Annotated in this window: 27 protein-coding genes and 2 pseudogenes; 18 read left to right on the top strand and 11 right to left on the bottom strand. The window is 73.6% G+C overall.

From position 1 onward, the window contains the following. The 6 genes from QK442_RS30825 to QK442_RS30850 all read left to right on the top strand — a co-directional run. Positions 1-346 (top strand): hypothetical protein (locus tag QK442_RS30825; RefSeq protein WP_282697388.1); only part of this gene is annotated, 346 nt, incomplete at its 5' end. A 66-nt stretch (positions 347-412) separates the two neighbouring features. Beyond that, entirely contained in the window at positions 413-727 is a 315-nt protein-coding gene (locus tag QK442_RS30830) for a hypothetical protein (protein ID WP_282697389.1), read from the top strand. Beyond that, entirely contained in the window at positions 727-909 is a 183-nt protein-coding gene (locus QK442_RS30835) for a hypothetical protein (protein ID WP_282697390.1), read from the top strand. The genes QK442_RS30830 and QK442_RS30835 overlap by 1 nt, the downstream gene beginning before the upstream one ends. Positions 910-920: 11 nt before the next feature. Next, a complete protein-coding gene (locus QK442_RS30840; protein ID WP_282697391.1) occupies positions 921-1,796 on the top strand; it encodes an N-acetylmuramoyl-L-alanine amidase in 876 nt (291 codons plus the stop codon). A 2-nt stretch (positions 1,797-1,798) separates the two neighbouring features. Further along, positions 1,799-2,026: a hypothetical protein gene (locus tag QK442_RS30845; RefSeq protein WP_282697392.1), complete on the top strand. Its 228-nt coding sequence runs from the start codon at positions 1,799-1,801 to the stop codon at positions 2,024-2,026. Further along, positions 2,023-2,277: a hypothetical protein gene (locus QK442_RS30850; RefSeq protein ID WP_282697393.1), complete on the top strand. Its 255-nt coding sequence runs from the start codon at positions 2,023-2,025 to the stop codon at positions 2,275-2,277. Before QK442_RS30845 ends, QK442_RS30850 begins: the two co-directional genes overlap by 4 nt. A 50-nt stretch (positions 2,278-2,327) precedes the next feature. On the opposite strand, the gene QK442_RS30855 is transcribed toward QK442_RS30850, so the two are convergent. The 3 genes from QK442_RS30855 to QK442_RS30865 are packed head-to-tail and all read right to left on the bottom strand — an operon-like array spanning position 2,328 to position 4,172. Continuing rightward, positions 2,328-2,522 (bottom strand): hypothetical protein, encoded by a 195-nt coding sequence (locus tag QK442_RS30855; protein ID WP_282697394.1) that lies wholly within the window; start codon positions 2,520-2,522, stop codon positions 2,328-2,330. Between the two features lie 37 nt (positions 2,523-2,559). Continuing rightward, on the bottom strand, positions 2,560-3,411 hold the full coding sequence (locus QK442_RS30860; protein ID WP_282697395.1) for a helix-turn-helix transcriptional regulator: 852 nt from the start codon (positions 3,409-3,411) through the stop codon (positions 2,560-2,562). Positions 3,412-3,422: 11 nt separating this feature from the next. Continuing rightward, positions 3,423-4,172, bottom strand: a complete 750-nt coding sequence (locus QK442_RS30865; RefSeq protein ID WP_282697396.1) for a DUF6879 family protein — start codon at positions 4,170-4,172, stop codon at positions 3,423-3,425. A 177-nt stretch (positions 4,173-4,349) separates the two neighbouring features. Between QK442_RS30865 and QK442_RS30870 the strand changes: the two genes are divergently transcribed. From QK442_RS30870 to QK442_RS30880, 3 genes are read left to right on the top strand one after another with little or no spacing between them, the layout of a single operon-like run. After that, positions 4,350-4,541, top strand: coding sequence for a hypothetical protein (locus tag QK442_RS30870; protein WP_282697397.1), 192 nt, complete (start codon positions 4,350-4,352; stop codon positions 4,539-4,541). Continuing rightward, positions 4,538-4,768, top strand: a complete 231-nt coding sequence (locus tag QK442_RS30875) for a hypothetical protein (protein WP_282697398.1) — start codon at positions 4,538-4,540, stop codon at positions 4,766-4,768. The genes QK442_RS30870 and QK442_RS30875 overlap by 4 nt, the downstream gene beginning before the upstream one ends. After that, the gene (locus QK442_RS30880; protein ID WP_282697399.1) at positions 4,765-5,481 is read left to right on the top strand and encodes a hypothetical protein; all 717 of its coding nucleotides are present in this window, start codon (positions 4,765-4,767) and stop codon (positions 5,479-5,481) included. The genes QK442_RS30875 and QK442_RS30880 overlap by 4 nt, the downstream gene beginning before the upstream one ends. A 42-nt stretch (positions 5,482-5,523) precedes the next feature. On the opposite strand, the gene QK442_RS30885 is transcribed toward QK442_RS30880, so the two are convergent. After that, entirely contained in the window at positions 5,524-5,754 is a 231-nt protein-coding gene (locus QK442_RS30885; protein WP_282697400.1) for a helix-turn-helix transcriptional regulator, read from the bottom strand. A 111-nt stretch (positions 5,755-5,865) separates the two neighbouring features. On the opposite strand from QK442_RS30885, the gene QK442_RS30890 reads away from it, so the two are divergent. The 8 genes and pseudogenes from QK442_RS30890 (at position 5,866) to QK442_RS30925 (ending at position 13,863) form a co-directional block, all read left to right on the top strand. Continuing rightward, on the top strand, positions 5,866-6,066 hold the full coding sequence (locus QK442_RS30890; protein WP_282697401.1) for a hypothetical protein: 201 nt from the start codon (positions 5,866-5,868) through the stop codon (positions 6,064-6,066). A 339-nt stretch (positions 6,067-6,405) separates the two neighbouring features. Further along, positions 6,406-7,062, top strand: a complete 657-nt coding sequence (locus tag QK442_RS30895; RefSeq protein ID WP_282697402.1) for a TetR family transcriptional regulator — start codon at positions 6,406-6,408, stop codon at positions 7,060-7,062. Between the two features lie 41 nt (positions 7,063-7,103). After that, a complete protein-coding gene (locus tag QK442_RS30900; RefSeq protein WP_282697403.1) occupies positions 7,104-8,336 on the top strand; it encodes an alpha/beta hydrolase in 1,233 nt (410 codons plus the stop codon). A gap of 74 nt (positions 8,337-8,410) precedes the next feature. After that, a complete protein-coding gene (locus tag QK442_RS30905) occupies positions 8,411-9,286 on the top strand; it encodes a DUF4429 domain-containing protein (RefSeq protein WP_282697404.1) in 876 nt (291 codons plus the stop codon). A 127-nt stretch (positions 9,287-9,413) separates the two neighbouring features. Beyond that, on the top strand, positions 9,414-10,802 hold the full coding sequence (locus QK442_RS30910; protein WP_282697405.1) for a sensor histidine kinase: 1,389 nt from the start codon (positions 9,414-9,416) through the stop codon (positions 10,800-10,802). 22 nt (positions 10,803-10,824) lie between these two features. Continuing rightward, positions 10,825-11,524: pseudogene (locus QK442_RS30915) on the top strand (response regulator transcription factor); the annotation flags it as partial. 174 nt (positions 11,525-11,698) lie between these two features. Beyond that, positions 11,699-12,682: an alpha/beta hydrolase gene (locus QK442_RS30920; RefSeq protein WP_282697449.1), complete on the top strand. Its 984-nt coding sequence runs from the start codon at positions 11,699-11,701 to the stop codon at positions 12,680-12,682. Continuing rightward, positions 12,679-13,863: pseudogene (locus QK442_RS30925) on the top strand (acyltransferase). The gene QK442_RS30920 and the pseudogene QK442_RS30925 overlap by 4 nt, the downstream one beginning before the upstream one ends. A gap of 20 nt (positions 13,864-13,883) precedes the next feature. On the opposite strand, the gene QK442_RS30930 reads toward QK442_RS30925, so the two are convergent. Both QK442_RS30930 and QK442_RS30935 read right to left on the bottom strand, forming a co-directional pair. Next, positions 13,884-14,903 (bottom strand): aldo/keto reductase, encoded by a 1,020-nt coding sequence (locus QK442_RS30930; protein WP_282697406.1) that lies wholly within the window; start codon positions 14,901-14,903, stop codon positions 13,884-13,886. Then, complete coding sequence (locus tag QK442_RS30935; RefSeq protein WP_282697407.1) at positions 14,900-15,310, bottom strand: MerR family transcriptional regulator; 411 nt, start codon at positions 15,308-15,310, stop codon at positions 14,900-14,902. The genes QK442_RS30930 and QK442_RS30935 overlap by 4 nt, the downstream gene beginning before the upstream one ends. A 51-nt stretch (positions 15,311-15,361) precedes the next feature. Here QK442_RS30935 and QK442_RS30940 point away from each other — a divergent pair, with 51 nt between their 5' ends. Continuing rightward, positions 15,362-16,192 (top strand): serine hydrolase domain-containing protein, encoded by an 831-nt coding sequence (locus QK442_RS30940; protein WP_282697408.1) that lies wholly within the window; start codon positions 15,362-15,364, stop codon positions 16,190-16,192. Positions 16,193-16,202: 10 nt separating this feature from the next. Here the strand turns inward: QK442_RS30940 and QK442_RS30945 are convergent, their stop codons facing one another. The 5 genes from QK442_RS30945 to QK442_RS30965 all read right to left on the bottom strand — a co-directional run bounded on the left by QK442_RS30945 (position 16,203) and on the right by QK442_RS30965 (position 22,014). Next, the gene (locus tag QK442_RS30945) at positions 16,203-16,802 is read right to left on the bottom strand and encodes a hypothetical protein (RefSeq protein ID WP_282697409.1); all 600 of its coding nucleotides are present in this window, start codon (positions 16,800-16,802) and stop codon (positions 16,203-16,205) included. Beyond that, entirely contained in the window at positions 16,799-18,238 is a 1,440-nt protein-coding gene (locus tag QK442_RS30950) for a HAMP domain-containing sensor histidine kinase (RefSeq protein ID WP_282697450.1), read from the bottom strand. Before QK442_RS30950 ends, QK442_RS30945 begins: the two co-directional genes overlap by 4 nt. Before the next feature lie 233 nt (positions 18,239-18,471). Continuing rightward, on the bottom strand, positions 18,472-19,155 hold the full coding sequence (locus tag QK442_RS30955; RefSeq protein ID WP_282697410.1) for a response regulator transcription factor: 684 nt from the start codon (positions 19,153-19,155) through the stop codon (positions 18,472-18,474). Between the two features lie 52 nt (positions 19,156-19,207). After that, positions 19,208-20,845: a murein biosynthesis integral membrane protein MurJ gene (gene murJ, locus QK442_RS30960; RefSeq protein WP_282697411.1), complete on the bottom strand. Its 1,638-nt coding sequence runs from the start codon at positions 20,843-20,845 to the stop codon at positions 19,208-19,210. Continuing rightward, on the bottom strand, positions 20,842-22,014 hold the full coding sequence (locus QK442_RS30965; protein ID WP_282697451.1) for a peptidoglycan bridge formation glycyltransferase FemA/FemB family protein: 1,173 nt from the start codon (positions 22,012-22,014) through the stop codon (positions 20,842-20,844). Before QK442_RS30965 ends, murJ begins: the two co-directional genes overlap by 4 nt. Positions 22,015-22,254: the final 240 nt, after the last annotated feature.

A 22,254-nucleotide genomic window follows, 5' to 3' on the forward strand; every position in this document is an offset into this window, starting at 1 on the left:
CCTGGCCAACCTCGGCAGCTTCGCCACCAACTTCTCCGCCAACCCTGCGATGGCTCCCCGTATGCGGATCCTCCGGGTCCTCGGCACTGAGTACTGGATGTACGAGGGCCGGATCAACAACTCCGGGGCCAACATGGTGAACACGACGCAGACGATGTTCACCTTCAACAGCGGGTACCGGCCCCTGGTCGAACGCGGCGCGAGCGTGTATGCCGCCACGAGCGCGCACTTCCCGGTGCGTCTCGGCCTGATGGTCTCGGGCGCGCTTACCGGCTCGGTGCCGACAGGCTCGGCGTCGCCGACCACGATCTGGCTGGACAACGTGTGCTTCACCAACCCCGTCTGACCCCCACCGCTTCACCGCCCGCCCCGCGCCGTACGGCCGGGGCCCTTCTGCTTCCTGGAGGCCCTCATGTCCCACCCCACCCCGGCCATCGGCCGGATCGTTCACTACCGCGTCAGCAAGGAGGAGGCCGATGCCGTCAACCGCCGTCGGCGGGACTTCCACAACAGCCGGGGCGCCGCTGACCGCACCGGGTTCGTCGGCCACGTCGGCAACCGGGTCGAGCCCGGCGACGTGTTCCCCGCGATGATCGTGCGGGTCTGGGACGAGTCCACCGTGACCGTCAACCTCCAGGTGGCGCTGGACGGAAACGACGTGCTGTGGGCCACCTCGCGCGCCGAGGGCGCCGAGCCGGGCACCTGGGCATGGCCGGGGCGTGCCTGATGACCCAACGCGCTGAGGAGATCGCCCAGCAGTTCCATGCGGCGTACGAGGAGCTGGCGCCGAGCCACGGCTACGAGACCCGCGAGGCGTCCCGGAAGCCCTGGGCCGAGGTGCCCGAGAACAACAAGGGGCTCATGGTCGCGGTCGTCGACCGGCTCCTGTCCGAAGGGGTGATCCGCTGATGGCCGTTCCGATGACTGCCGACCAGTGGCTCGCCGCTCTGCGCGCGGAGGGCGTCACCGACATCGTCGAGATGAAGGGCTGGCGCACCCACAACCGCGGCCAGCGCGGCGACGGCTGGGGCGACGTCCACGCCACGATGGTCCACCACACCGCCGGAGAGGGCCCCGGGCTCCCGGCCTGGTGCTACAACGGCAGCGCGGACCTTCCCGGCCCGCTGTGCCACGACTTCCTCGCCCGCTCCGGCACGCTCTACCTCGTCGGCAACGGGCGGGCGAACCACGCTGGCCGGGTCGCGCGGAACGCGTACGAGGCCGTCCTCCACGAGCGGTCCGTGCATCCGGCGCCGGGGCCCGACGCCCTCGACGGAAACGCGGTCTCGTACGGCCTGGAGGTCGAGAACAACGGCCAGCCCGGCCGCGACTGGACACCGAAGCAGTACGACGTCGCCGTCCGCGTCCAGGCCGCCCGCTGCCGCCACCACGGCTGGTCTGCGGACTCGGTCTGGGCCCACAAGGAGGCCACGACCCGCAAGCCCCTGGATCCCCGCATCGACATGGACGACTTCCGGGCCGCCGTCGCCGAGCGCCTGCGGCACCCGGCGTCCTGGAACCCCGGCGACAAGCCGGCCACCCCCGCGCCTCCGGCCACGCCGAGGCCCACCTCCGAGAAGGAGCCCACCGTGGCCCTGACCAAGGACGACATCACCCGCGTCGCACTGCGCGTGCTGGAGTACCGCAACCCGAAGGCGGACGAGGCCAGCAAGAAGGCCGGCCGCCGCATCCCGGACTTCTACGGCTACGTGGTGAAGACGTACGAGGCTGTCGTCGCGCTCGGCGCGAAGATCGACAAGCTCAACTCGCTGCTCACCGCCCAGAAGGAGAAGTGACGATGTCCGACGCCGCCAAGCGCACGGCGCGCACCATCCTCCAGACTGCCCTCGGTATCGCCGTCGTCCTCCCCGCGGTCGTCGAGGCCGCCAGTATCCCCGCCGCCCTGCCGTGGGTCGCCGGCGCGCTCGCCGTCGCGGGCGCCATCACCCGCGTGATGGCCCTCCCGGGCGTCCAGGCGTTGCTGCCGCCCTGGCTTCGCACCGACGGGACGGAGGCTCGACGGTGACGCCGACGGAGTCGAACCAGGTGGCCCTCGAACTGGAGCGGCTCCGCGGCTCGCTCGACGCCGGATTCGCGCGGGTGGACGGCTCCCTTGCGCTGCTGGTGCAACGGTCCGATCAGACCGACAAGCAGCTCGCCGACCACGAGGCCCGGCTCGACGCCCTGGAGAAGAACCGGTGGCCCCTCGCCTCCATCGCCGCACTCACGGCTGTGGCGGGTGCGGGACTCGCGCTTTGGGAGCTGGCCGGCCGCTGAACGTACTCCGCCCCCTCCTTCGGGAGGGGGCGGCTTCGTCGTTTCCGAGGTCAGTCTTCTGGGTGCCGGACATGCTTCTTGAGAGCGGCCTCGACGTCGAACCGAGACTGCCCGGTCGCCTCCGCATGGGCAGTGATCGCGGCCTGCACCGCCTCCGCCGTGGCCACGGTAAGGGCTCCGGCCTGCTGCTCGGCCCACGCCGCTTCTTCGAGCCGGATCAGTTCGTCGGTGAGTTCGATCGCCACGGCGGGATGCTACGACACCACCCCACCAGCACCGCCGTCACCGCGCGGGAAGGGAACGACGAGCCCGCATGATCACCGCCTGCGCCTCCGCGCCCACCACCGCCGACTGCCGAAGCGTCCGCCACACCCGCATGTACGTGGCCACTGTCCCCCCGTCGTCGAGCCACGACTCCGAGTGCCAGTCCTCAGTGACCGCCAACCGCTCGTCGAGCACCCAGAAGCCGTTCGCCGTCGGGATCTTCAGCGGCGCCCCGAGCGGGATGATACCTAGCTCCACCGTGTCCATACCGACGGTCCCGGCAAGCCGGTCCAACTGCCCGGCGAGCACCAGCGGCGGGCAGATCAGCGCGTGAAGCGCGGGCTCCCAGACGAGCGCGTGGAGACGGTGGCCCCCCTGGTACAGCCAGTCCTGACGCCGTATCCGGGACCGGACAGCGTCCTCGGTATCCGGCTTCGTGCCCTGGAGCTCGGCGTACCGCAGGAAGATGTGCCGCGCGTAGTCCGCAGTCTGGAGCATGCCGGGAATCACCGACTCCTCCCACGCATGGATCGTCCGGGCCTGCTCGACGGCGACGTTCCATGTGTCCTGGACCGGGCGGTGGCCGGCGGCGAGCTGGCGGCGCCAGGACCGGATGTGGGACTCGAACCCTCGCAGGCGGACGAGCAGCTCCTCGGCGGCCTCAGGCTGGCCGACGGCTTCGGCCCAGGCTGTCAGGTCCTCGGCGTGCGCGGTCTGTCGGCCGTTCTCCAGCTTGTAGACCTTCGAGTGCTGCCAGCCGAGGCGCTGGGCGAGCTGCGGGCCGGTGAGCCGGCCACCAACAGCGGTGAGGCGTAGCTCTCGGAGGCGGATCCCGAGAGCCTCACGCGCCTGCTGGTAGTCCGTGCTCACCGGCTATGGGCCTACTCGGTGCCGAGCTGGGCAGCGAAGGCGTCGTACGGCAGGGACGCGGCCACGGCGGCGTCGCGGACCTGGACGTACCGCAGCACCTCGGCGGGCTCGGTGATGATCTCGACGTCGCGGAACTCGTCCTGCTCGTCGAAGCGGAGGACGGCGACGAGACGGGAGTCGAAGACCCAGAAGTCCTCGGCCGGCAGGAGCACGGCCTCGGCCTCATCCCGCCACAGGTTCCGGGCGTCCTCGCCGGTGGCCGCGTTGCAGCGGGCGTAGGACAGGAGGAACCGCTGGCCGTCGGTTGGCGGGTTGTCGACGATCCGTACGCGGCCGACGTACTTGCCGGCCGCGGTCTGGGCGGTGATGTTCCGGCACCAGTCGCTGTCGAGGTCCATGGGGGCCTCCCCGGTCTCCAGGAACGTGGCGTACCCCTCGTCCTCCTCGTCGGAGGCGTAACGGCCGCGGGTCTCCAGGTGCCAGGCCGAGTAGGCGAAGTTGTGGAAGAGCTGGCCGAACTCTTCCGGGCTGATCAGCGTGCTCACGCGCTGCATCTCCTTCGGGGCGTGGTTGACGAGCAGCTCGCGCGGCACGGCGACCGCTGCGTCCTCCGGACCGAAGTGCTGAAGCCTTGCGAGGTCGTCCTGGTCGGTGAGCGGTCGGCCCTGGACGATGACCTCACCGGTGTCGAGGTCTTCGTGGAGTGCGGGGCAGCTGCCGTTCTTGCTGTCGGTGCCGATGAAGCGCAGGTGTCGCGTCATGTGCTCGTCCTCCCCTTGGTCGAACTCTGTCGCCCCTCAGCTTGGTCGCCGCCGGGGCCCTGCGCCACGACCTTCGAGTGCCTACCTGCGACCAGACGGAACCATCCGGCCAAGCATCGAGAACATTCGAGAACATGACGTCGCTCACGCTACCAACCCCCGCCTACCGTCCGGCACATGGCAACGCAGACCAGCAGGCGGCCCTGCACCTTCTGCACACGGCGAGACGACGCCGACACATGCATCCGCTCGCACCGCAGCGAGACCGGAGAGATCACGCACATCTACGCCCACACGCGGTGCGCGAAGAAGCGGGGCGTGCTCCCCCTGTACGTGTACGTCGACCCCAGGACGGGGGAGCGCCGATGACGACCGTCCTCCGGCACCTGCTGTGGCGAATCAAGCCCGACCCCGATCGACAGGCCCCCACCCGGTACGTCCAGTGCCGTGACTGCGACGACCGTTCGCCCACGGAGGTCTCGCAGTCGGAATGCGACCTGTGGGCCATGGACCACAGCGGGCGCACCAACCACCGGAAGTACCGCGAGTTCGCCGCGAGCGACCTCGTCACCGAACGCGTGCGGGCGCCGCGGTGACCGCGCCCGTCACTCCCACATCCGCCTGCCCCATCAGCGGCAACCGCCCGGTGCCCCGGCTCGTGCTCCGCGCCGGACAGCGGATCGTCCGCGGACCGCTCCGGATCACGGCGGACGGCATCGCCTATCCGAATCCGGATCCGGCGGATCGGGACGCGGAAGGGATCCTGTGGCCCCGGATCGTCGGCGAGGAGACTGGCGACCCGCTGTACGCCGACGTCAACCCCCTGCGGCAGCGGGCCGCCATGGAGAATCCCCAACGCCTGCTGTGCCAGGTCGGCATGGGCCCAGCCACCGTCGGCCCGGACGGCGTCCTGTGGATCGTCCCCCGGCCCACGGGCAGTGCCGCGGATCCGCACCAGCCGGGGTGGCCGGCGGTCCGGACGGTGGAGCCGCCGGTGTGCGCGGCGCACGCTCCTCTGGCGGCCCGCTGGTGCCCGCGGCTCCGGCACGGCGGGTATGCCGCCCTCCTCGTCCGCCAGGCGCCGCTCGCCGCCGTCGAGGGCACCCTCTACCGGCCGACCGGCGAGGGCCAGGTGGAGGCCCGACAGCGAGCTGTGTTCGAGCTGGACGAGGACGCCGGCCACCAGGACGTCGACGCGCGCTTCCTCCTTGCCGAGTACCTCGTCCGCCGCCTGGAGGACGTCACGGCCGTCGACCTCCGCGACCCCGAGCTGTACCGCGACGCCGTCCCGTGCGACGCCGCTCCCTGATGTCCGGCCTGCGGATGGTTGCGCCGATCGCCCGCAGGCCGGCTACTCCAGCAGCTCGGCGAGCGGCACGTCGAGGGCCTGTGCGATCTGGAGCAGCAGGCTCAGGCTCGGGTCGCTGGTGCCGTACTCGATGCGGTGGATCGTCTTGTGGTCGACGCCGCACCGGTCGGCGAGGGCGAGCTGGGAGAGGTTGGCGTGCTCGCGGGCGGTGCGGATGCGGGCACCGATCGCCTGGCGTCGGCTCAGCACCCATGCAGGCAGGTCGGAGGGCATCCCTCCAACTTCTGATGATCATGAAGCTAGGTCTTTACCTGACCAGGTAAAAAGTTCGATCATGAACGACCCGGGCCGAACCGGCCCCTCCCCCACGCAGAGACGCACACCATGCCTGACACCCGCTGCAAGACCTGCGGCGCAACCACCTCGGCCGACGGCTCCCCCACCACGCTCGTCGCCCTGGCCGACGGCGAGCCGGTCTACGCCTGCGCCGAGCACGCCGCCGAGCTTGCGGCCCCGCCCGGAGACCTTGCCGTTGCCCTGGCGCAGCTCCTGGATGTCTACCGACGGCTCTACGGCGGCCCTTGACCTGGCCGTAGAGGAGAATGTCGAAGCCCCGACCAGCCCTCCCTGGTCGGGGCTTCACGCGTCCCCAGAAATTTCCTACCCACTTAAGCGTGATTAGGGACGGAGAACAGGGTCAGCCAGGGATGGTCGCGCAGGCCCTTCGCCGGGGCCGGAGCAGGCTCCCGGAAACCCCCCGGGCCCTGCGGGACCTTTTCCATGCTGATCTGACTAGTCATGCGGATGAGGCTAGTGACAGTCACTGACAATTGACAAAGCGATTCACGCGTCGGTAACTGTCATGTAGCTCACAGGTACGCTGAGCAGGAAGAACCTCCTGCAATCGACCGGAAAGAGACTCCTTTGACTGTGTCCGCGCCCGGCCTGCGCGAGCGGAAGAAGCAGCGCACGCGCGACGCGCTCGTCCGGGTCGCCCTGGAGCTCTTCACCGACCAGGGGTACGAGCGGACCACCGTCGACGAGATCGCCGAGGCGGTCGAGGTCTCCCAGCGGACCTTCTTCCGCTACTTCTCCTCCAAGGAGGAGGTCGCCTTCGCCGTGCAGCGGATGGTGGAGGCGGAGTTCGTCCGGGCGCTCGCCCGGCGCCCTCCCGAGGAGGGCCCCTTCGACGCGATGCGCAAGGCCGTGCTCGCCGCGTGGGACGACCTGGCCGGGACGATCGACGAAGTCGTCCCGGTCGAGCTGTACCTGAAGACCTTCCAGATGATCGAGTCGACGCCGTCGCTGCTCGCCGCGCACCTGCGCCGGTCCAGCGAGCTGGAGGAGACCATCGCCCTGCTCATCGCCCGCCGCGAGGGGCTCGACGTGGACGTCGACCCGCGGCCCCGGATCGCGGTGGCCGCCTTCAGCGGGGTCATGCGGGTCACCGGCCAGATGTGGGGCAAGGGGACGGACCCCACCCTGGAGGGGATCCGCGCCCTCACCGAGCGGTACCTGGACCACCTGGGGCCCGCCCTCTCGCTCCACTGGCGCGAGCCGCGCACCCCTGCAAGCTCCTGAAGGACCGGGCGCGTCACCTTCGCCGTCTAAGGTGGCCGCCGATGACCTCCGCCGACGCCCCGCCTTCATCCGACGCCCCGCCCTCCCCCGCGGTCCTGCGCACCCTCCTCACGCTCGGCGTCGTCCTCGTGATGCTGGCCACCACCGGGTGGACCGCCATCCGGCACCACCCGGCGCCCACCCTCTCCATGGAGGCCGCGCTGGCCGCCTGGGCGCGGGAGCGGATCGGGGACGCACCGCCGCCCGGCCCGGCCACCGCCCCGCCACGTACGGTCGCGGCCTGGTTCGCCGCGCTCGGCCAGGACCGCGCCGAGGGCCTCGCCCGGCGGCACCCGCTCGTCGTCGGCAATCTCGACGGGGCCCCGACGGCCCTGCGCTACCGCGCCAACCGGATCGGCCTCCGGCGCGCGCTGGCGGCCGAGCGGCCCCGCCTCGACGACCCCCGGCTCTCCGCCGAGGGCCGGCACGAGGCCCGCCGCCGGGTGGACCGCTTCGCCTCCCTGCTGAAGCCCGGCCGCCGGATCCTCGCCTTCGACCCCACCGGTACGGGACGGGCGGCCGAGGTCCTGGGCGACCTGGACGGGGCCCGGCGGGTGTCGGTGATCGTGCCCGGCGTCGACACCCACCTCCTCACCTTCCAGAAGACGAACGGGCGGTACACGGCCCCCGCCGGCATGGCCCGCGCCCTGTACGAGGCCGAGCGGCGCGCCTCGCCCGGGGCCAGGGTCGCGGCCATCGCCTGGGCCGACTACACCGCCCCCGCCCGGGTCGGCGTCGACGCCGCGACCGGCCGGCTCGCCGCGTCCGGCGCCGACCGGCTCGTCCGGCTCACCGAGGGCCTGCCGGGGACGGGCCGGGTGGCGCTCTTCTGCCACAGCTACGGCTCCGTGCTGTGCGGACTCGCCGCGCCCCGGCTGCCGGGGCGGGTGACCGACCTGGCGGTGGCCGGCAGTCCGGGAATGCGGGTGGAGTCGGCGGCGGAGCTCGGCACCCGGGCGCGGATCTGGGCGATGCGGGACGCCGAGGACTGGATCGCGGACGTCCCCCACCTGGAGCTCGGCGGGGTCGGGCACGGGGCGGACCCGGTGGCGCCGGAGTTCGGTGCGCGGCTGGTCTCCGCGGCCGGAGCGGACGGACACAACGGCTATTTCGAGCCGGGCACGGAGAGCCTCGGCAACTTCGCGGCGATAGGCATCGGGGCCTTCGGGCGGGTGGTCTGCGCACGTGCCGACAGCGCTTGCCACAGGGGAATCTCCGGCGGCTCCGGCCTCTGACGCGCGTAGATCCCGGAATTTCCTGACAGTTCCAAGGGGCGACGCACGGCCACGCGCCGCTTACGATGAGGCGTATGGGTGATGTGCTGGCCGGAATTCATGCCACCTGGGAGTTGGAGAGCGACGCACTTGTCATCCGCTTCGAACGGGGGATCCGCACGCCGAGGCTGTTCCAGACGCTGCGCGAGCGGCGCGTGCCGTACGAGGCGCTGGCGTCGGCGACGCTCGCGCCGGGCAGGCGCGGCACCGTCGTGCTGCACGCCGTGCCGCGGCCGGGCGCCGATCCGCTGATGGAGGCGGCGGCGGGGCAGCTGAAGGAGAGCTGCGACCCGTACCGGCTGGTGCTGCCCGCCGACCGGGAGGCCCTCGCCGCCCACTGCCGCGACGAGCTGGCCGCGGTGATCCCGCCGGCCCCCGCGGACCCGGCGGACCGGCTCGACACGGGGTTCCTGGTGGCGGCGCCGCAGGGGCCGCTCTCCTTCAAGGCGTACGACGGGAAGGCGAGCTTCGACGGCTCGTCCGAGGTCTCCTTCCGCTGGTCGTCGACGATGGCCACGTCGGAGAAGTGGCGGACGGGCGACCAGTCCTTCCCGGTGCGGGAGCTGGCCGGGATCGAATGGCGCACGCCGGACTCCCCCGGCGGGTTCCTGCGCCTGCTCCCCCGGGACGGCGCGCCCCGCCCCGACCGGCCCGAACACGACCCGGCGTCGGTCGTCTTCGGCCTCGGCTACGGGCCTGTGCACGACTCCCTGCCGTTCGCGGCGGCGGTCCTCGCGGCGACCCGCGCCAAGGACCGCACCCCCGTCCCGGCGGGGGCGCGCGGCGCGGCGCACGGGGACCCCGGCGTCATCGCCGAAAGGATTCGGCACCTGGGCGAACTGCACCGGGCGGGTCTGGTGACGGACGAGGAATTCGCGGCGAAGAAGACGGAACTGCTGGCGGAGCTGTAGGGGCCGAGGGGCGGGGACGGCTTGGGGCGCGCGACGAAAGTCGCGCGCCCCCTACCAGGGGCGTATCCGCGATTGTCGCCCCTGGTACGACGACGGGGGTCGGGGCGCGAACCTAGGCTGACCCGTCATGAAGGTGATCCAGAAACGGCTCGCGGCGCGGCTCCGGGGCGGGGGGCAGGCGGCCGGGCGGGCGCTCGAAGCAGCGTTCGCCTCGCCCGCACCACCCGGCTCCTCCCCCTTCGCGGGCGGGTCCTCGTGGTGGGTGCGGGTGCTGCCGTACGTGTTCGGGGTCGCGCTCGTCGCCCCGCTGCTGCCGGTCACCGTCCACCTCCTCGTCCAGGACTACGACGTGCCCGGCGCCCTGGCCGGGGCGCTCGGCACCGCGCAGACCGCGCCGCTGCTGCTCGCCGCGACCCGGCCGCTGCAGGCCTGGTGGGTGGTGCTGCCCGCCGACGTCGCCGGGGCGCTCGTCCTGCTCGCCTCCGACGGGCCCCGGGCCCAGGTGTGGCCCTGGACCCCGCCGGTCGTCGTCGGGTACTGCGCGCTGATGCTCGCGCTCGGGCTGCGCGAGTCGCGCCGCACCCTCGTCGGGGTGTGGCTGGCGACCGGCGCGGCCGGCTACCTCCTGGAGATCGTCCGGCCGTACGGCGACACCGGCGTCACCACCCTGCTCTTCGTCCTCAGCGGCGTGCTGCTGCTGCTCACCTCGGCGATACGGGCGCGGAGCGAGGCCCAGCGGAGACTCGCCGAGCAGGAGACGATCAGCGAGGCCGAGCGGGCCCGCCGCACGCTCCTGGAGGAGCGGGCCAGGATCGCCCGCGAGCTGCACGACGTGGTCGCCCACCACATGTCGGTGATCACCGTGCAGGCGGACTCCGCGCCGTACCGCATCCCGGAGCTGCCGGAGGCGGCCCGCGAGGAGTTCGCGGCGATCGCGGGCAGCGCGCGGGAGTCGCTGGCCGAGATGCGGCGGCTGCTCGCGGTCCTCCGCAGCGACGGCGGCGAGGGCGGCGAACGGGCTCCGCAGCCCGGTCTCGACCGGCTCCAGCAGCTGGTGGAGGCGACGGTACGGGCGGGGGTGCCGGCCGAACTGTCGCTCGCCGCGGAGCTCGTCGCACGGCCCGGCGGCGGAGGGACCGAGGTGCCGCAGGCGGTCGGGCTCTCCGCGTACCGGATCGTGCAGGAGGCCCTGGCCAACGTGGTGCGGCACGCACCGGGCGCCCCGACCCGGGTGTCGGTGCGCGGCGACGGGGCCGGCCGGCTGACGGTCCTGGTGGTCAACGGGCCCGCCCCGGAGCCGGTCTCGCCGCTGGAGGGCGGGGCCGGTACGGGACACGGGCTCGTCGGGATGCGGGAGCGCGTACGGTTGACGGGCGGCTCGCTGGACACCGGGCCGCTTCCGGACGGCGGCTTCCGGGTCGCGGCCCGACTGCCCCTCGGGCCGCCGCGGGAAGCCGCGCCGGACGGGGAGGCCGCAGCGGTCGAGGATGCCTCGCCGGACAGAGAGACCCAGTGAACCGCCGTACGGAGGGCGCCCCGTGACCATTCGCGTGATCATCGTCGACGACCAGGCCATGGTGCGGGCGGGGTTCGCCGCGCTGCTGGCCGCGCAGGCCGACATCGACGTGGTGGGCGAGGCGCCGGACGGGCGGCGGGGGATCGAGGTGGCGCGGGCCGTCCACCCCGACGTGGTGCTCATGGACGTGCGGATGCCGGAGCTGGACGGGCTCGCGGCGGCCCGGGAGATCCTGCACCCGCCGGCCGGGGTGACCCACCGGCCCAGGGTGCTGATGCTGACCACCTTCGACGTCGACGACTACGTGTACGAGGCTCCCCCTAGAACTTCGTTCAGGGGGGACCCCCAGGGCCGGGGCCTCCGGTTTCCTGCTCAAGGACGCGCCGCCCGCCGACCTGATCGCCGCCGTACGGGTCGTGGCGGCGGGCGACGCGCTGCTCGCGCCCTCCGTGACCCGCCGGCTCATCGCCAACTTCGCCGCCACCCGACCGGCCGCCCGCAAGGACGTGACGGCGCTCCGGCTCAACGGTCTGACACCGCGTGAGACCGAGGTACTGGAGCTGATCGCCCGGGGCCTGTCCAACCAGGAGATCGCGGAACGCCTCGTGCTCGCCGAGCAGACGGTGAAGACCCACATCGGGCGGATCCTCGCCAAGCTCGACCTGCGGGATCGCGCGCAGGCGGTGGTCTTCGCCTACGAGTCGGGCCTGGTGACCCCCGGGGGACAGCCCCACCCCCCACCGGGGGACACCGCCTCGTCCACCCCCTACCCGGGTATGGCACGGCAGTCGGCTCCCCGGTGTGACGTGCCGTCACCCACCCCCTTCCTACCTTCCTCACGCCGACGAGAACGCCGACGAGAGCGACGAGAGCGACGAGAACGAGGGAGGGCGGACATGCGCCGCGCGACGAGGACCCTGGTCACCACCACCGTGGTGACGGCGGTGGTGGCGGGGACGGCGGGCTGGGCGTCCGGCACCGCGCAGGAGCCGGTCACCGGGCCGCCGCCGGGAACCGCCGAGTGGCGGGCGGAGGGCCTGCCCGACCCGGAGCGGACGGACCCGGCGGGGCTCGCCCGCTTCTTCGCGGGGCTCGGCCCCGCCGAGCGGCAGAGGCTGGTGCGGGCGCACCCGACGGTGGTGGGGAACCTGGAGGGGGCGCCGCCGGAGCTGCGGTACGAGGCCAACTCCCGTACGGCGCCGGGCCGGTATCCGGGGGCACGGGTCCTCGCGTACGACCCCCGCGGCCGGGGCCAGGCGGTCCTGGTCTACGGGGACCTGGAGCGGGCCGAGCGGGTGGCGGTGCTGGTGCCGGGCTCCGACGTCGACGCCGGGCACCTGGGCTCCCTCACCCGGAAGGCCACCGCCCTGCGGGAGGCGACCGGCGGGCGCACGGCCGTCGTCGCCTGGGCCGGCTACACCACCCCCGTCGGCGTCGGACTCGACGCCGCGTCGGGCGAGTTGGCGGAGGCGGGCGCCAGGCGTCTCGTCCGGTTCACGGAGGGGCTGCGGGCCGCCGGGGTGCGCCCCGAGCCGTCCCTGTTCTGCCACAGCTACGGCTCCGTGGTCTGCGGTCTCGCCGCGCACGAGGTGAAGGCCAAGGACCTGGTGGTGTTCGGCTCCCCCGGCATGCGGGCGGGGAACGCGGCCGCGCTGCGGACGACGGCCCGGGTGTGGGCGGCGAAGAACCCGACGGACTGGATCGACCGGGTGCCGAACGTGGCCGTGGCCGGGCTCGGGCACGGCACCGACCCGGCGGCGCCGGAGTTCGGCGCCCGGCCGGTGCCCGCCGGGGACGCGGACGGCCACGACGGCTACTTCGCGCCCGGCACGTCCTCGCTGCGCGCCTTCGCCGCGATCGCGGAGGGGGACGCCCGATGAGGGCCCTGGTCCGGAGGATCGAGGCCGGCACCCCCGCCCACCGCGACCGGGCCGTGGACGGCCTGCGGGCCCTCGCGCTGCTCGCCGTGCCCACCGGGCACTGGCTGCTCGGCGGGTTCACGCTCTCCGCCGACGGCGCGCTCCACAACGCCTCCCCGCTCTCCGCGTTCGCCCCGGCGAGCTGGATCCTCCAGATGCTGGGGATCTTCTTCCTGGTCGGCGGCTGCGCCTCCGTCCTGCCCTACCGGCGGCGGGCCGGTACGACACGGGCCTGGCTCGGCTCGGTCGCCGCCATGTACTTCCTGCAGTACGGCCCGTACGCGGAGGCCGGGCCGTCCTGGCTGAGCGTCTCAGACTGGCCTGGTGATCCCCGGTGTTGCTCAGGGAGGTGAGCCAGTCGCCTTCGTGCCCTGGTGCCGGTCACCGAAGCGATCGGCCCTCGCGACACGTCCCTCCGGACGCTGATCGGTCCAACCTGCACAGCTATGGGACCGAGGAGGGTGCCTGACGTCGCCTGGGCGCCGGGCGTGCATGACACTCTGCCGCAGGATGACTACGGAACGCCAATCAGGTTGGTGAGCCTGCCGAACATCCTGCCGGGGTGGCTCTTCGCGTACCAGCTCGGCGTCGCCTGGGGCGAGGGCCGGGTGGGCCGGCGGCACGCGTGGGGGCTGCTGCTCGGCGGGGCGGCGCTCTTCGCCGCGCTGCTGCTGGCCTTCGGCTACCCGGCGTCGATGGTCGGCGTCCCCGGCGAGGCCCGGACCAACGCGCACCCGCCGTCGCTGCTCGTCCTGGCGCTCGCCGCCGCGCAGAGCGGGGCCGCCGTCCTGCTGCGGGACCGGCTCGGCCGGTGGCTGCGGCGGCCCGCGCTGTGGGCGCCGGTCGTCGTGGTCAACCTGTCGGCGATGACGATCCTGTGCTGGCACCGGACCGCGATGCTCGCGGCGGCGGTCCCCGGCGCGTACCTGGGCGAGGTACCCGGTCTCGTCGGGGCACCGGACTCGGCAGGCTGGATCCTGGCCCGGCTGGCCTGGCTGCCGGTCTTCGCCGGGCTGCTCGTGCTGATCGGGCGGTACGCGCGGGGCTTCGAGTCGCCGTGGGCGCGCACCGGCCCGGCCCGCCGCGCGCTCGCGGGCGTGCTCGCGGCGGGGTTCGCGGTCTTCGCCCTGGGCCTCGCGTGAGGAGGAGCGGGGCTCTCGGGTCAGGCCTCGCGGGCGGCCGAGGTGAAGCTCATGTCGGGGTAGCGGTCGCCCGCCACCAGGCCCGCGAGGGGTTCGAGGTCGGCGAGTTCGGCCTCGGTGAGGGTGATGCGGGTGGCGGCGGCGTTCTCCTCCAGGCGGGCCCGCTTGCGGGTGCCGGGGATGGGGACGACGGTCAGGCCGTGGACGGCGGCGCGCTGCTGCACCCAGGCGAGGGCGATCTGCGCGGGGGTCGCCCCGTGGACGGCGGCGATCTTCCGTACCGGGGCGAGCAGGTCCGCGTTCCGGGCGGCGTTCTCGCCGGTGAAGCGGGGCTGGTGGCGGCGGAAGTCGCCGTCCGGAAGGTCCTTCCCGGCGTCCGCGAAGGAGCCGGTCAGGAAGCCCCGGCCGAGCGGCGAGCACGGCACGAAGGTCACCCCGAGTTCGGCGGCCGCGCCGACGGCGCTGCGCTCGACGTCCCGGGAGAAGAGCGACCACTCGGACTGGAGGGCGGCGATCGGGTGGACGGCGTGCGCCTCGCGCAGCTCGGGCCCGGTGACCTCGCTGAGGCCCAGGTACCGGACCTTGCCCTCGGCGGCCAGTTCGGCCATGGCGCCGACGGACTCGGCGAAGGGGACCTCCGGGTCGCGGCGGTGCATGTAGTAGAGGTCGATGGTCTCCACCCCGAGCCGGCGCAGGCTGCCTTCGACGGCCTGCCGGATGTAGGCACGGTCGTTGCGGATGCCGCGGGAGGCGGGCCGGTCGGGGTCGCGCTCGATGGCGAACTTGGTGGCGATGGTGACCTCGTCGCGGTGGGCGGCGAGGAAGTGGGCGAGGAACTCCTCGTTGGCGCCGCTGCCGTACATGTCGGCGGTGTCGATCAGGGTGACGCCGGCCTCCAGGGCCGCGTCGAGGGTGTCGCGGGCGGCGGCCTCGTCGGTGTCGCCGTAGAACTCGCTGATGCCCATGGCGCCGAAGCCCTGGACGCCGACCTCCGGGCCGTCCTGGCCGCCGAGGCGTACGGTGTCGATCCTGTCGCTCATGAAGAGGGGCCTCCGCAGATGGTTCCGTAGTGGTCGATCTTGAGGTCGAGCACGGCGAGCGTGTCCTGGAGCTCGGCGATCCGGTTCAGGACGTCGCGCCGGGTGGCCTCCAGGAGGGCCCGGCGCTCCGCGTGGGTGTGGTCGCCCTCGCGGACCAGCTCGGCGTAGCGGACCATGTCCGCGACCGGCATCCCGGTCAGCCGCAGCTTGCCGACGAAGGCCAGCCAGGCGAGGTCCCGTTCGGTGAAGCGGCGCTGCCCGGTGTGCGAACGGTCGACGTGCGGCATCAGGCCGATCCGCTCGTACCAGCGCAGGGTGTGGGCGCTGAGCCCGGTCAGGGCGGCCACCTCGCTGATGGTGTAGCGGTCCCGTCCGGAGAGTCCGGTGGTGCTCTCGATCACGCTCATGCCCCCACGCTAAAAGGTTGGAGTGCACTCCAAGCAAGTAGGCTCGGGCCCATGGAGAGCAGCAGCGTGCCCAGCCTGGCGGCGATCGACAACTGGCCCGTCCCCACCGCGGCGGCGGCCGTGGTCCGTGCGGACGGCACGGTGGCCGGAAGCCACGGGCCGACCGGACACCGCTTCCCGCTCGCCTCGGTGACCAAGCCGCTGGCGGCGTACGCGGTGCTCGTCGCGTACGAGGAGGGGGCGATCGACCTCGACGAGCCGGCCGGCCCCGAGGGCTCGACCGTGCGGCACCTGCTCGCCCACACCTCGGGGCTCGCCTTCGACGAGAACCGGATCATGGCCGCGCCGGGCACCCGCCGGATCTACTCCAACACCGGCTTCGAGGTTCTGGGCGACCTGGTCGCCAAGGCCACCGACATCCCCTTCGCCGACTATCTGCGCCAGGCGGTCCTGGAGCCGCTCGGCATGGCGGCGACGAGCCTGGAGGGCTCCCCCGCCAAGGACGCGGTGTCGACCGTGGACGACCTGGTGCGGTTCGCGGCCGAGGTGCAGGCGCCCCGGCTGCTCGACGCCCGCACGGTCCTGGACGCGATGACGGTCACGTACCCCGGTCTCACCGGCATCCTGCCCGGCTACGGCCACCAGCGGCCCAACGACTGGGGGCTCGGCTTCGAGATCCGGAACGGCAAGTCGCCGCACTGGACCGGCACCACGTCCTCACCGCGCGCCTTCGGCCACTTCGGCCAGTCCGGCACCTTCCTGTGGATCGACCCGGACGCGCGGGCCGCCTGCGTGGCGCTCACCGACCGGGCCTTCGGGCCGTGGGCGATCGAGGCGTGGACGCCGTTCACGGACGCGGTCCTCGCCGACCTGCGCCGCTAGCCGCCGGGCGCTACAGCGCACAGGTGGTCTGCGGCAGGGCGCCGTCGGGGCCTGTGAGGGTCACCTGGGGGGTGCCGGAGCGGTCGACGGCGTACGCGGTCGTGCACACCAGCTGGGCGACCGCCGTCCCGGACAGCTCGCGGACCGGGAAGGGGGACAGGAGCCGGATGCCGCCCGAGCCGTCGTCCTCGACCCTGATCAGTTCGCCGCTCGCGGGCAGTTCGGTGGTGAGGCCCGCCTGGCGTTCGGCGCCGCCGGGGCCCGCGAGCAGGGCCGCGAGGACCTTCACTACGGCGAGGTCGGAGGTGTACGGGTGGTCGGCCTCGAAGCCGATGCCGGAGCCGTCGGCCTCGGTGGCCCTGCCCCGGGCGGTCTCCGGATGGGTCGGGGTCGGGAAGGGGACGCTCCGGAAGCCGACCTCGCGGGCGACCGGCATCAGCTGCCCGTCGGGGCCGGCGAAGTAGAGCAGCATCCGGCGCTCGGGGATGGGCGGGACGACGACGGTCGGCGCCTCGCCCGCCTCGACGACGTCACTGCCCCGGATGCCGCAGCCGGCGAGCGCCAGCAGTCCTGCGACGAGCAGCGGGAGGAGGGCGCGGCGGCGGTTCACAGCGGCATCCGGACCGTGAACACGGCCCCGCCCGCCGGGTGGTTGGCGGCCTCCACGGTGCCGCCGTGCAGCAGGACGTTCTCCCGGGTGATCGCCAGGCCGAGGCCGCTGCCGGCCGAGCGGGCACGGGCCGGGTCGGCCTTGTAGAAGCGCTCGAAGACGTGCGGCAGGACGTCCGGGTGGATGCCGGGGCCCCGGTCGGAGACCTGGACGACGAGCGTGCCGTCGCCGTCACCGTGGTCGCCGTCGTCGCCGCCGTCCACATACACGCGGACCGTGACCAGGGGCCGCCCGTGCCGCAGCGCGTTGCCGACCAGGTTGGCCACGACGACGTCGAAGCGGCGGGGGTCGAGCCGGGCCCTGATGCCCTCCCCCAGGGCCGCGTGGACCTGCTCCGGGTCCGTCCAGCGGCGGCTGATGAGGGTCTTGCGGACGCAGTCGGCGACATCGACCTCGTCGGTGTGGAGCTCGGCGGCGCGGGCGTCGAAGCGGGAGATCTCCATCAGGTCCTCGACGAGCACGGCGAGTTTGACGGTCTCGGCGCTGATCAGCCGGACCGCGCGGGCGGTGTCGCTGTCCAGGGCGCCGGCGTCCTCGTCGAGGACCTCGGTGACGGCGAGCATCCCGGCGAGCGGGGTGCGCAGTTCGTGCGAGACGTCGGAGGCGAAGCGGCGGGCGCGGGCCTCGGCGTGGCGCAGTTCGGTGACGGAGCGCTCCAGTTCGGCGGCGGACTCGTTGAAGGTGCGTGCCAGGTCGGCGAGTTCGTCGCTGCCCTTGGCGTGGATGCGGGTGTCGAGCCGGCCGCGGCCCATGCTGTGGGCGGCGTGGCGCAGTTCGCGGACGGGGCGGAGGACGCCGCGCGAGGCGATCAGCGCGGGGACGAGCGCGATGGCGAGGGCGGGCAGTGCGCCGTCGCGGGCGGCGGTGAGCATGGCCTCGATGTTGGCGTCCTCCTCGCGCAGTTCCATGACGGCGTAGACGACGAGCCCGGTGGGCTGGGCCGTTCCCCCGACGTGGGTGAGGAAGAGGGCGGGGACGGCGATCGTCAGATAGGGGGTGCCGCCCTTGACCACGCGCTGGAAGGAGGTGTGCGGGGTGACCTCGCGGTCGTGGGCGCGGGCCCTGAGCTCGGGGGTGAGGACGGTGGAGGTGGGGCGGTCGGTGGAGGAGACGCGGAGCGAGCCGTACTCGGCGTAGACCCGCCAGGGGTGGGGCCTGCCCTGGCGGGCGATGTACTGGAGCCGGTCGCGGAGCGTCTCCTCGTCGAGGGGCAGGGAGATGTTGAGGTCGTCGACCTGCTGGCGGAAGGCGGAGACGGCGGTGTTCTGGGTCTGCTCCAGGATGGCGCTGCGGGCGGCCCGGTAGGTGAGGGCGGCGGTGGTGCCGCAGCCGACGGCCGCGACGAGGAGGAAGGAGAAGACCAGGCGGGTGCGCAGACCGAAGGGGCGGGGGCGGCGGGCGCGCGGCCGGCGGCCCTCCGAGCCGGCGTTCCTCCGCCGGTTCCGGGGCCGGAGGCGGGCCCGCAGGCCGGGTCGGCGCCGGCCGCCGGCCTCCGGGGCGGTCCCGTCCGCGCCTCCGGTTCCGCCGGGCGAGGCACCGTTCCCGTACGGGGTCCCCTCCGGGAGGTCCGCCGCCTCCCGCCCCGGCTCCTCGCGGGGCACGCACACCTTCACAGCGGGCCGAAGCGGTAGCCGAAGCCCCGCAGGGTCTGGATGTAGCGGGGGTCGCCGGGGGTGTCCTCGATCTTGGCGCGGAGCCGCCGCACACAGGCGTCCACCAGGCGGGCGTCCCCGTGGTAGTCGTGCTCCCACACGTGCTCCAGGAGCTGCTGGCGGCTGAAGACCTGCTCGGGGGCTGCGCTGAGGTGGAGCAGCAGTTTGAGCTCGGAGGGGGCGAGGGCGAGCCGTTCGCCGTTCTTGGCGACGGTGAGGCCGGCCCGGTCGACGGCGAGAGCGCCGTGGTGCTCGACGGCGGGGCGGCCGCCGCCGGGCGCCTCGATGCGGCGCAGGACGGCCCGGATGCGGGCCTCGATGACCTCGGTGCGGGCCGGTTTGACGATGTAGTCGTCGGCGCCCGCCTCCAGGCCGACGACCATGTCGAAGTCGTCGCCGCGGGCGGTGAGCATGATGATCGGGAGCTGGCTGCTCTCGCGGACCCTGCGGCAGACCTGGACGCCGTTCATGCCGGGCAGCATGAGGTCGAGCAGCAGCAGGTCGGGGCGGAACTCGCGGAGGGCGGCGAGCCCGGCCTCCCCGGTGGCGGCGGTGCGCACCTCGTGCCCGCGGCGCCGGAGCCCGAGCTCGACGCCTTCGCGGACCGAGGGGTCGTCTTCGATGAGGAGGACGCGAGGCATGGGTGGAGTATCCCAAGGTCGGCGGGGGCGCCCGCGAGGGAGCCCCCGGTGGTCAGGTCCGGCGGGTGAGCCGGCCGGCGGCGGCCGTCAGGAGGGCGGAGACCCCGGTGAGACGCAGCGGCCGGGCGAGGAGGGCGAAGGTGCCGAGGACGGTGGCCGCGCCGACGAGACCGGAGACGACGGCTCCGGCGGAGGCGGTTCCCTCGGCGGCGAAGAGGCCGTAGCCGGTGGCGGGGACGGCGGCGAGCAGCAGCCGCCCGAGGCCGTTCCCGCCGTCCCCGCCCTCGGCCGCGGGCAGGCGGCGCCGGAGGACGTACGCGGTGAGCGCCCAGCCCGCCCACAGGGCGAGGGAGTAGCCGGCGGCCATGCCGGTGACGACCCAGCGGGTGGGCAGCCAGTGGTACGCGGCGAGCGAGAGGAGCGCGTTGAGCCCGGCGATCACCAGGTTGAGGAGGAAGGGGGTGCGGGTGTCGCGGAGCGCGTAGAAGGCGCGGGTGCACACGTACTGGCCGGAGAAGGCGATCAGGCCGGGGGCGAAGGCGGTCAGCGTCCAGGCCATCGCGCGTACGTCGGCGTCGCCGGTCGCCCCGTACCCGAAGACGGCGCTCATCAGCGGGAAGGCGAGGGCGAAGAGGGCGCAGGCGGCGGGGACGACGGCGGCGGCCGTGGTCCGCTGGGCGTAGGAGACGTCCCGGCGGACGGCGGCGAGATCGCCGTCGGCGGCGGCGCCGCTCATCCGGGGCATGAGGGCGGTGACGAGGGAGACGGTGACGATGCCGTGCGGGACCGCCCACAGCAGATAGGCGTTGTTGTACGCGGCGAGACCCGCGCCCCCGGTACTCGCGCCCGCGCCGGCGGAGGTGGCGACCCAGGTGGTCACCCAGTACGCGGCCTGGTTGGTGAGGACGAGGAGCACCAGCCAGCCGGCCGCGCGCAGCGGGGCGGTCAGGCCGCTGCCGCGCCAGTCGAAGCGGGGCCGCCAGCGGAAGCGGGCGGCGCGCAGCGAGGGCAGCAGGGCGAGGGCCTGGACGGCGATGCCGGCGGTGGTGCCCCAGCCGAGGAGCGCGGTCTCCCCCGCCGTGAGCTCGCCGCCGTCGCTGACGACGAGGAAGAGGCCGAAGACGGCGACGACCACGACGTTGTTGAGGACCGGGGTCCACATCATGGCGCCGAACCGGCCGCGGGCGTTGAGGACCTGCCCGAGGAGGGTGAAGAGGCCGAGGAAGAGGATCTGCGGCAGGCACGCGCGCGTGAAGGCGATCGTGAGGTCCCGCTGGCCGCCGGTGTAGTCGGTGTACGCGTCGACCAGCGCGGGCGCGGCGAGGACGGCGGCGGCCGTGAGGACGGTGAGGGCGAGCGCGCAGAGGGTGAGGAGCCGGTCGGTGTAGGCGGCGCCGCCGTCCTCGTGCTCCTTGGCGGCCTTGACCAGCTCGGGGACGAAGACGGCGTTGAGGGCGCCGCCGAGGAGCAGCATGTAGACGATGGTGGGGACGGAGTTGCCCATCGCGTAGCCGTCGGCGACCGCTCCCGCGCCGAGCGCGGCGGCGACGACCGAGGCGCGGACGAAGCCGGTGGCGCGGGAGACCAGCGAGCCGGCGGCCATGAGGGCGCCGCTGCGGAGCGCGGAGGCGGCCTTCCGCCGGGCCGGCGCGGGCTGCGCGGGCGGCGCGAGGGCGGTGCCGCCGCTCATCGGCGGTTGAGGTAGGCCTGGAAGGCGCGGTACAGCGCCTGGTTGGTCGTGCCGTGCATCGGTGTCTCCCACTCCCCCAGCGTCTCGACGACCTGTCCACCCGTACCGAGCTTCCAGCGCAGGAGCCCGTGGGCGCGGTCGTCCGGATCGAGGGTGGAGGGTACCCCGCGCAGGTCGTAGACGTCGGCCCCGAGGGCGTGGGCGTCGAGCATCATCCGCCACTGGAGGGCGTTGGAGGGGCGGACCTCGCGGCGGTGGTCGGCGGAGGCGCCGGTCTGGTACCAGACCCGGCGGCCGACGGTGATCATGGTGTGGGCGGCGAGGATCTCGCCCTCGTGGCGGGCGAGGTAGAGCTTCATCCGGCCGGGGTGCTCGGCGTTGAGGACGGCGTACTGGCGCTCGTAGTACGCGAGGGAGCGGCCGAGCCGGAAGCCGTCGCGCTCCTCGGTGATCCTCAGCAGCCGGTGGAACTCGGGCAGGTCGGCGGCGGAGCCGACGGTGACCTCGACGCCGGACTTGCGGGCCTTGCGGACGTTGCGCCGCCACTCCTGGTTGAGGCCGGACCACAGGTCGTCGGGGGTGCGGCCGGTGAGCGGGACCTGGAAGACGTGGCGGGGCTGGGCGTCGGCGCCGTCCTCGGAGTCGCCGCCGCAGCGCTTCCAGCCGCGGGCGCGGAGCCGTTCGGCGACGGCGGTGCCGAGCGGGTCGACCTCGTCGGCGAGGACGTCGCCGAGCCGGCGGCCGGGCCCCGTGGCGGCCTTGGCGGTGGCGGCGGTCCAGCGGCGGTGGGCGGGCCCGGGCCCGATGCGTACGGCGAAGGCGCCGGCGGCCCGCAGATGGGCGAGGAGCGGGTCGAGCCAGCGGTCGAGGTCCGGGTCGGCCCAGTCGGCGACGGGCCCCTCGGGGAGGTAGGCGAAGTGCTTGCGGGTGCCGGGGAAGGCGCGGAGCAGGACGAGGGCGACGCCGGTCAGTTCTCCGGACTCCGGCCCCCAGCCTATGAGTTGGTGGCTCCACCCCTCCTTCACCTGTGCCCAGGCGGGGAGTTGGAGGAAGCTGGGTCCTTCCGGTCCCGTGGCACGGGACGCGAGGAAGGCGCGGTACGCCTCCGGGGTCACGGGTCCGAGCCGGACCGGCCCGGCGGGCGGGCCTGCGGCGGCACGGCGCTTCACGGGTGCGGGCGTCACGAGCAGCGCTGACACAACGGGAGCCTCCTTGGTTCGTCCGCCCCGTCGGTGGGGCGGCGCACAGCAGGCTCACAGCCGGATGAGACGGGTCCGCACGGCGTGTGTGACGAGACGATGACCGTTCTTCTCCAGCCTTCGTCACATGGGCCTCCGGCCGGGCGGAGGCGGCCGGGAGCGGCCTACAGTCCGGGCATCCCACCCTTTTCCTCTTCTTCCGGAGGTCTT

The sequence above is a fragment of the Streptomyces sp. CC208A genome (genome assembly GCF_030010625.1).
GTDB lineage: Bacteria > Actinomycetota > Actinomycetes > Streptomycetales > Streptomycetaceae > Streptomyces.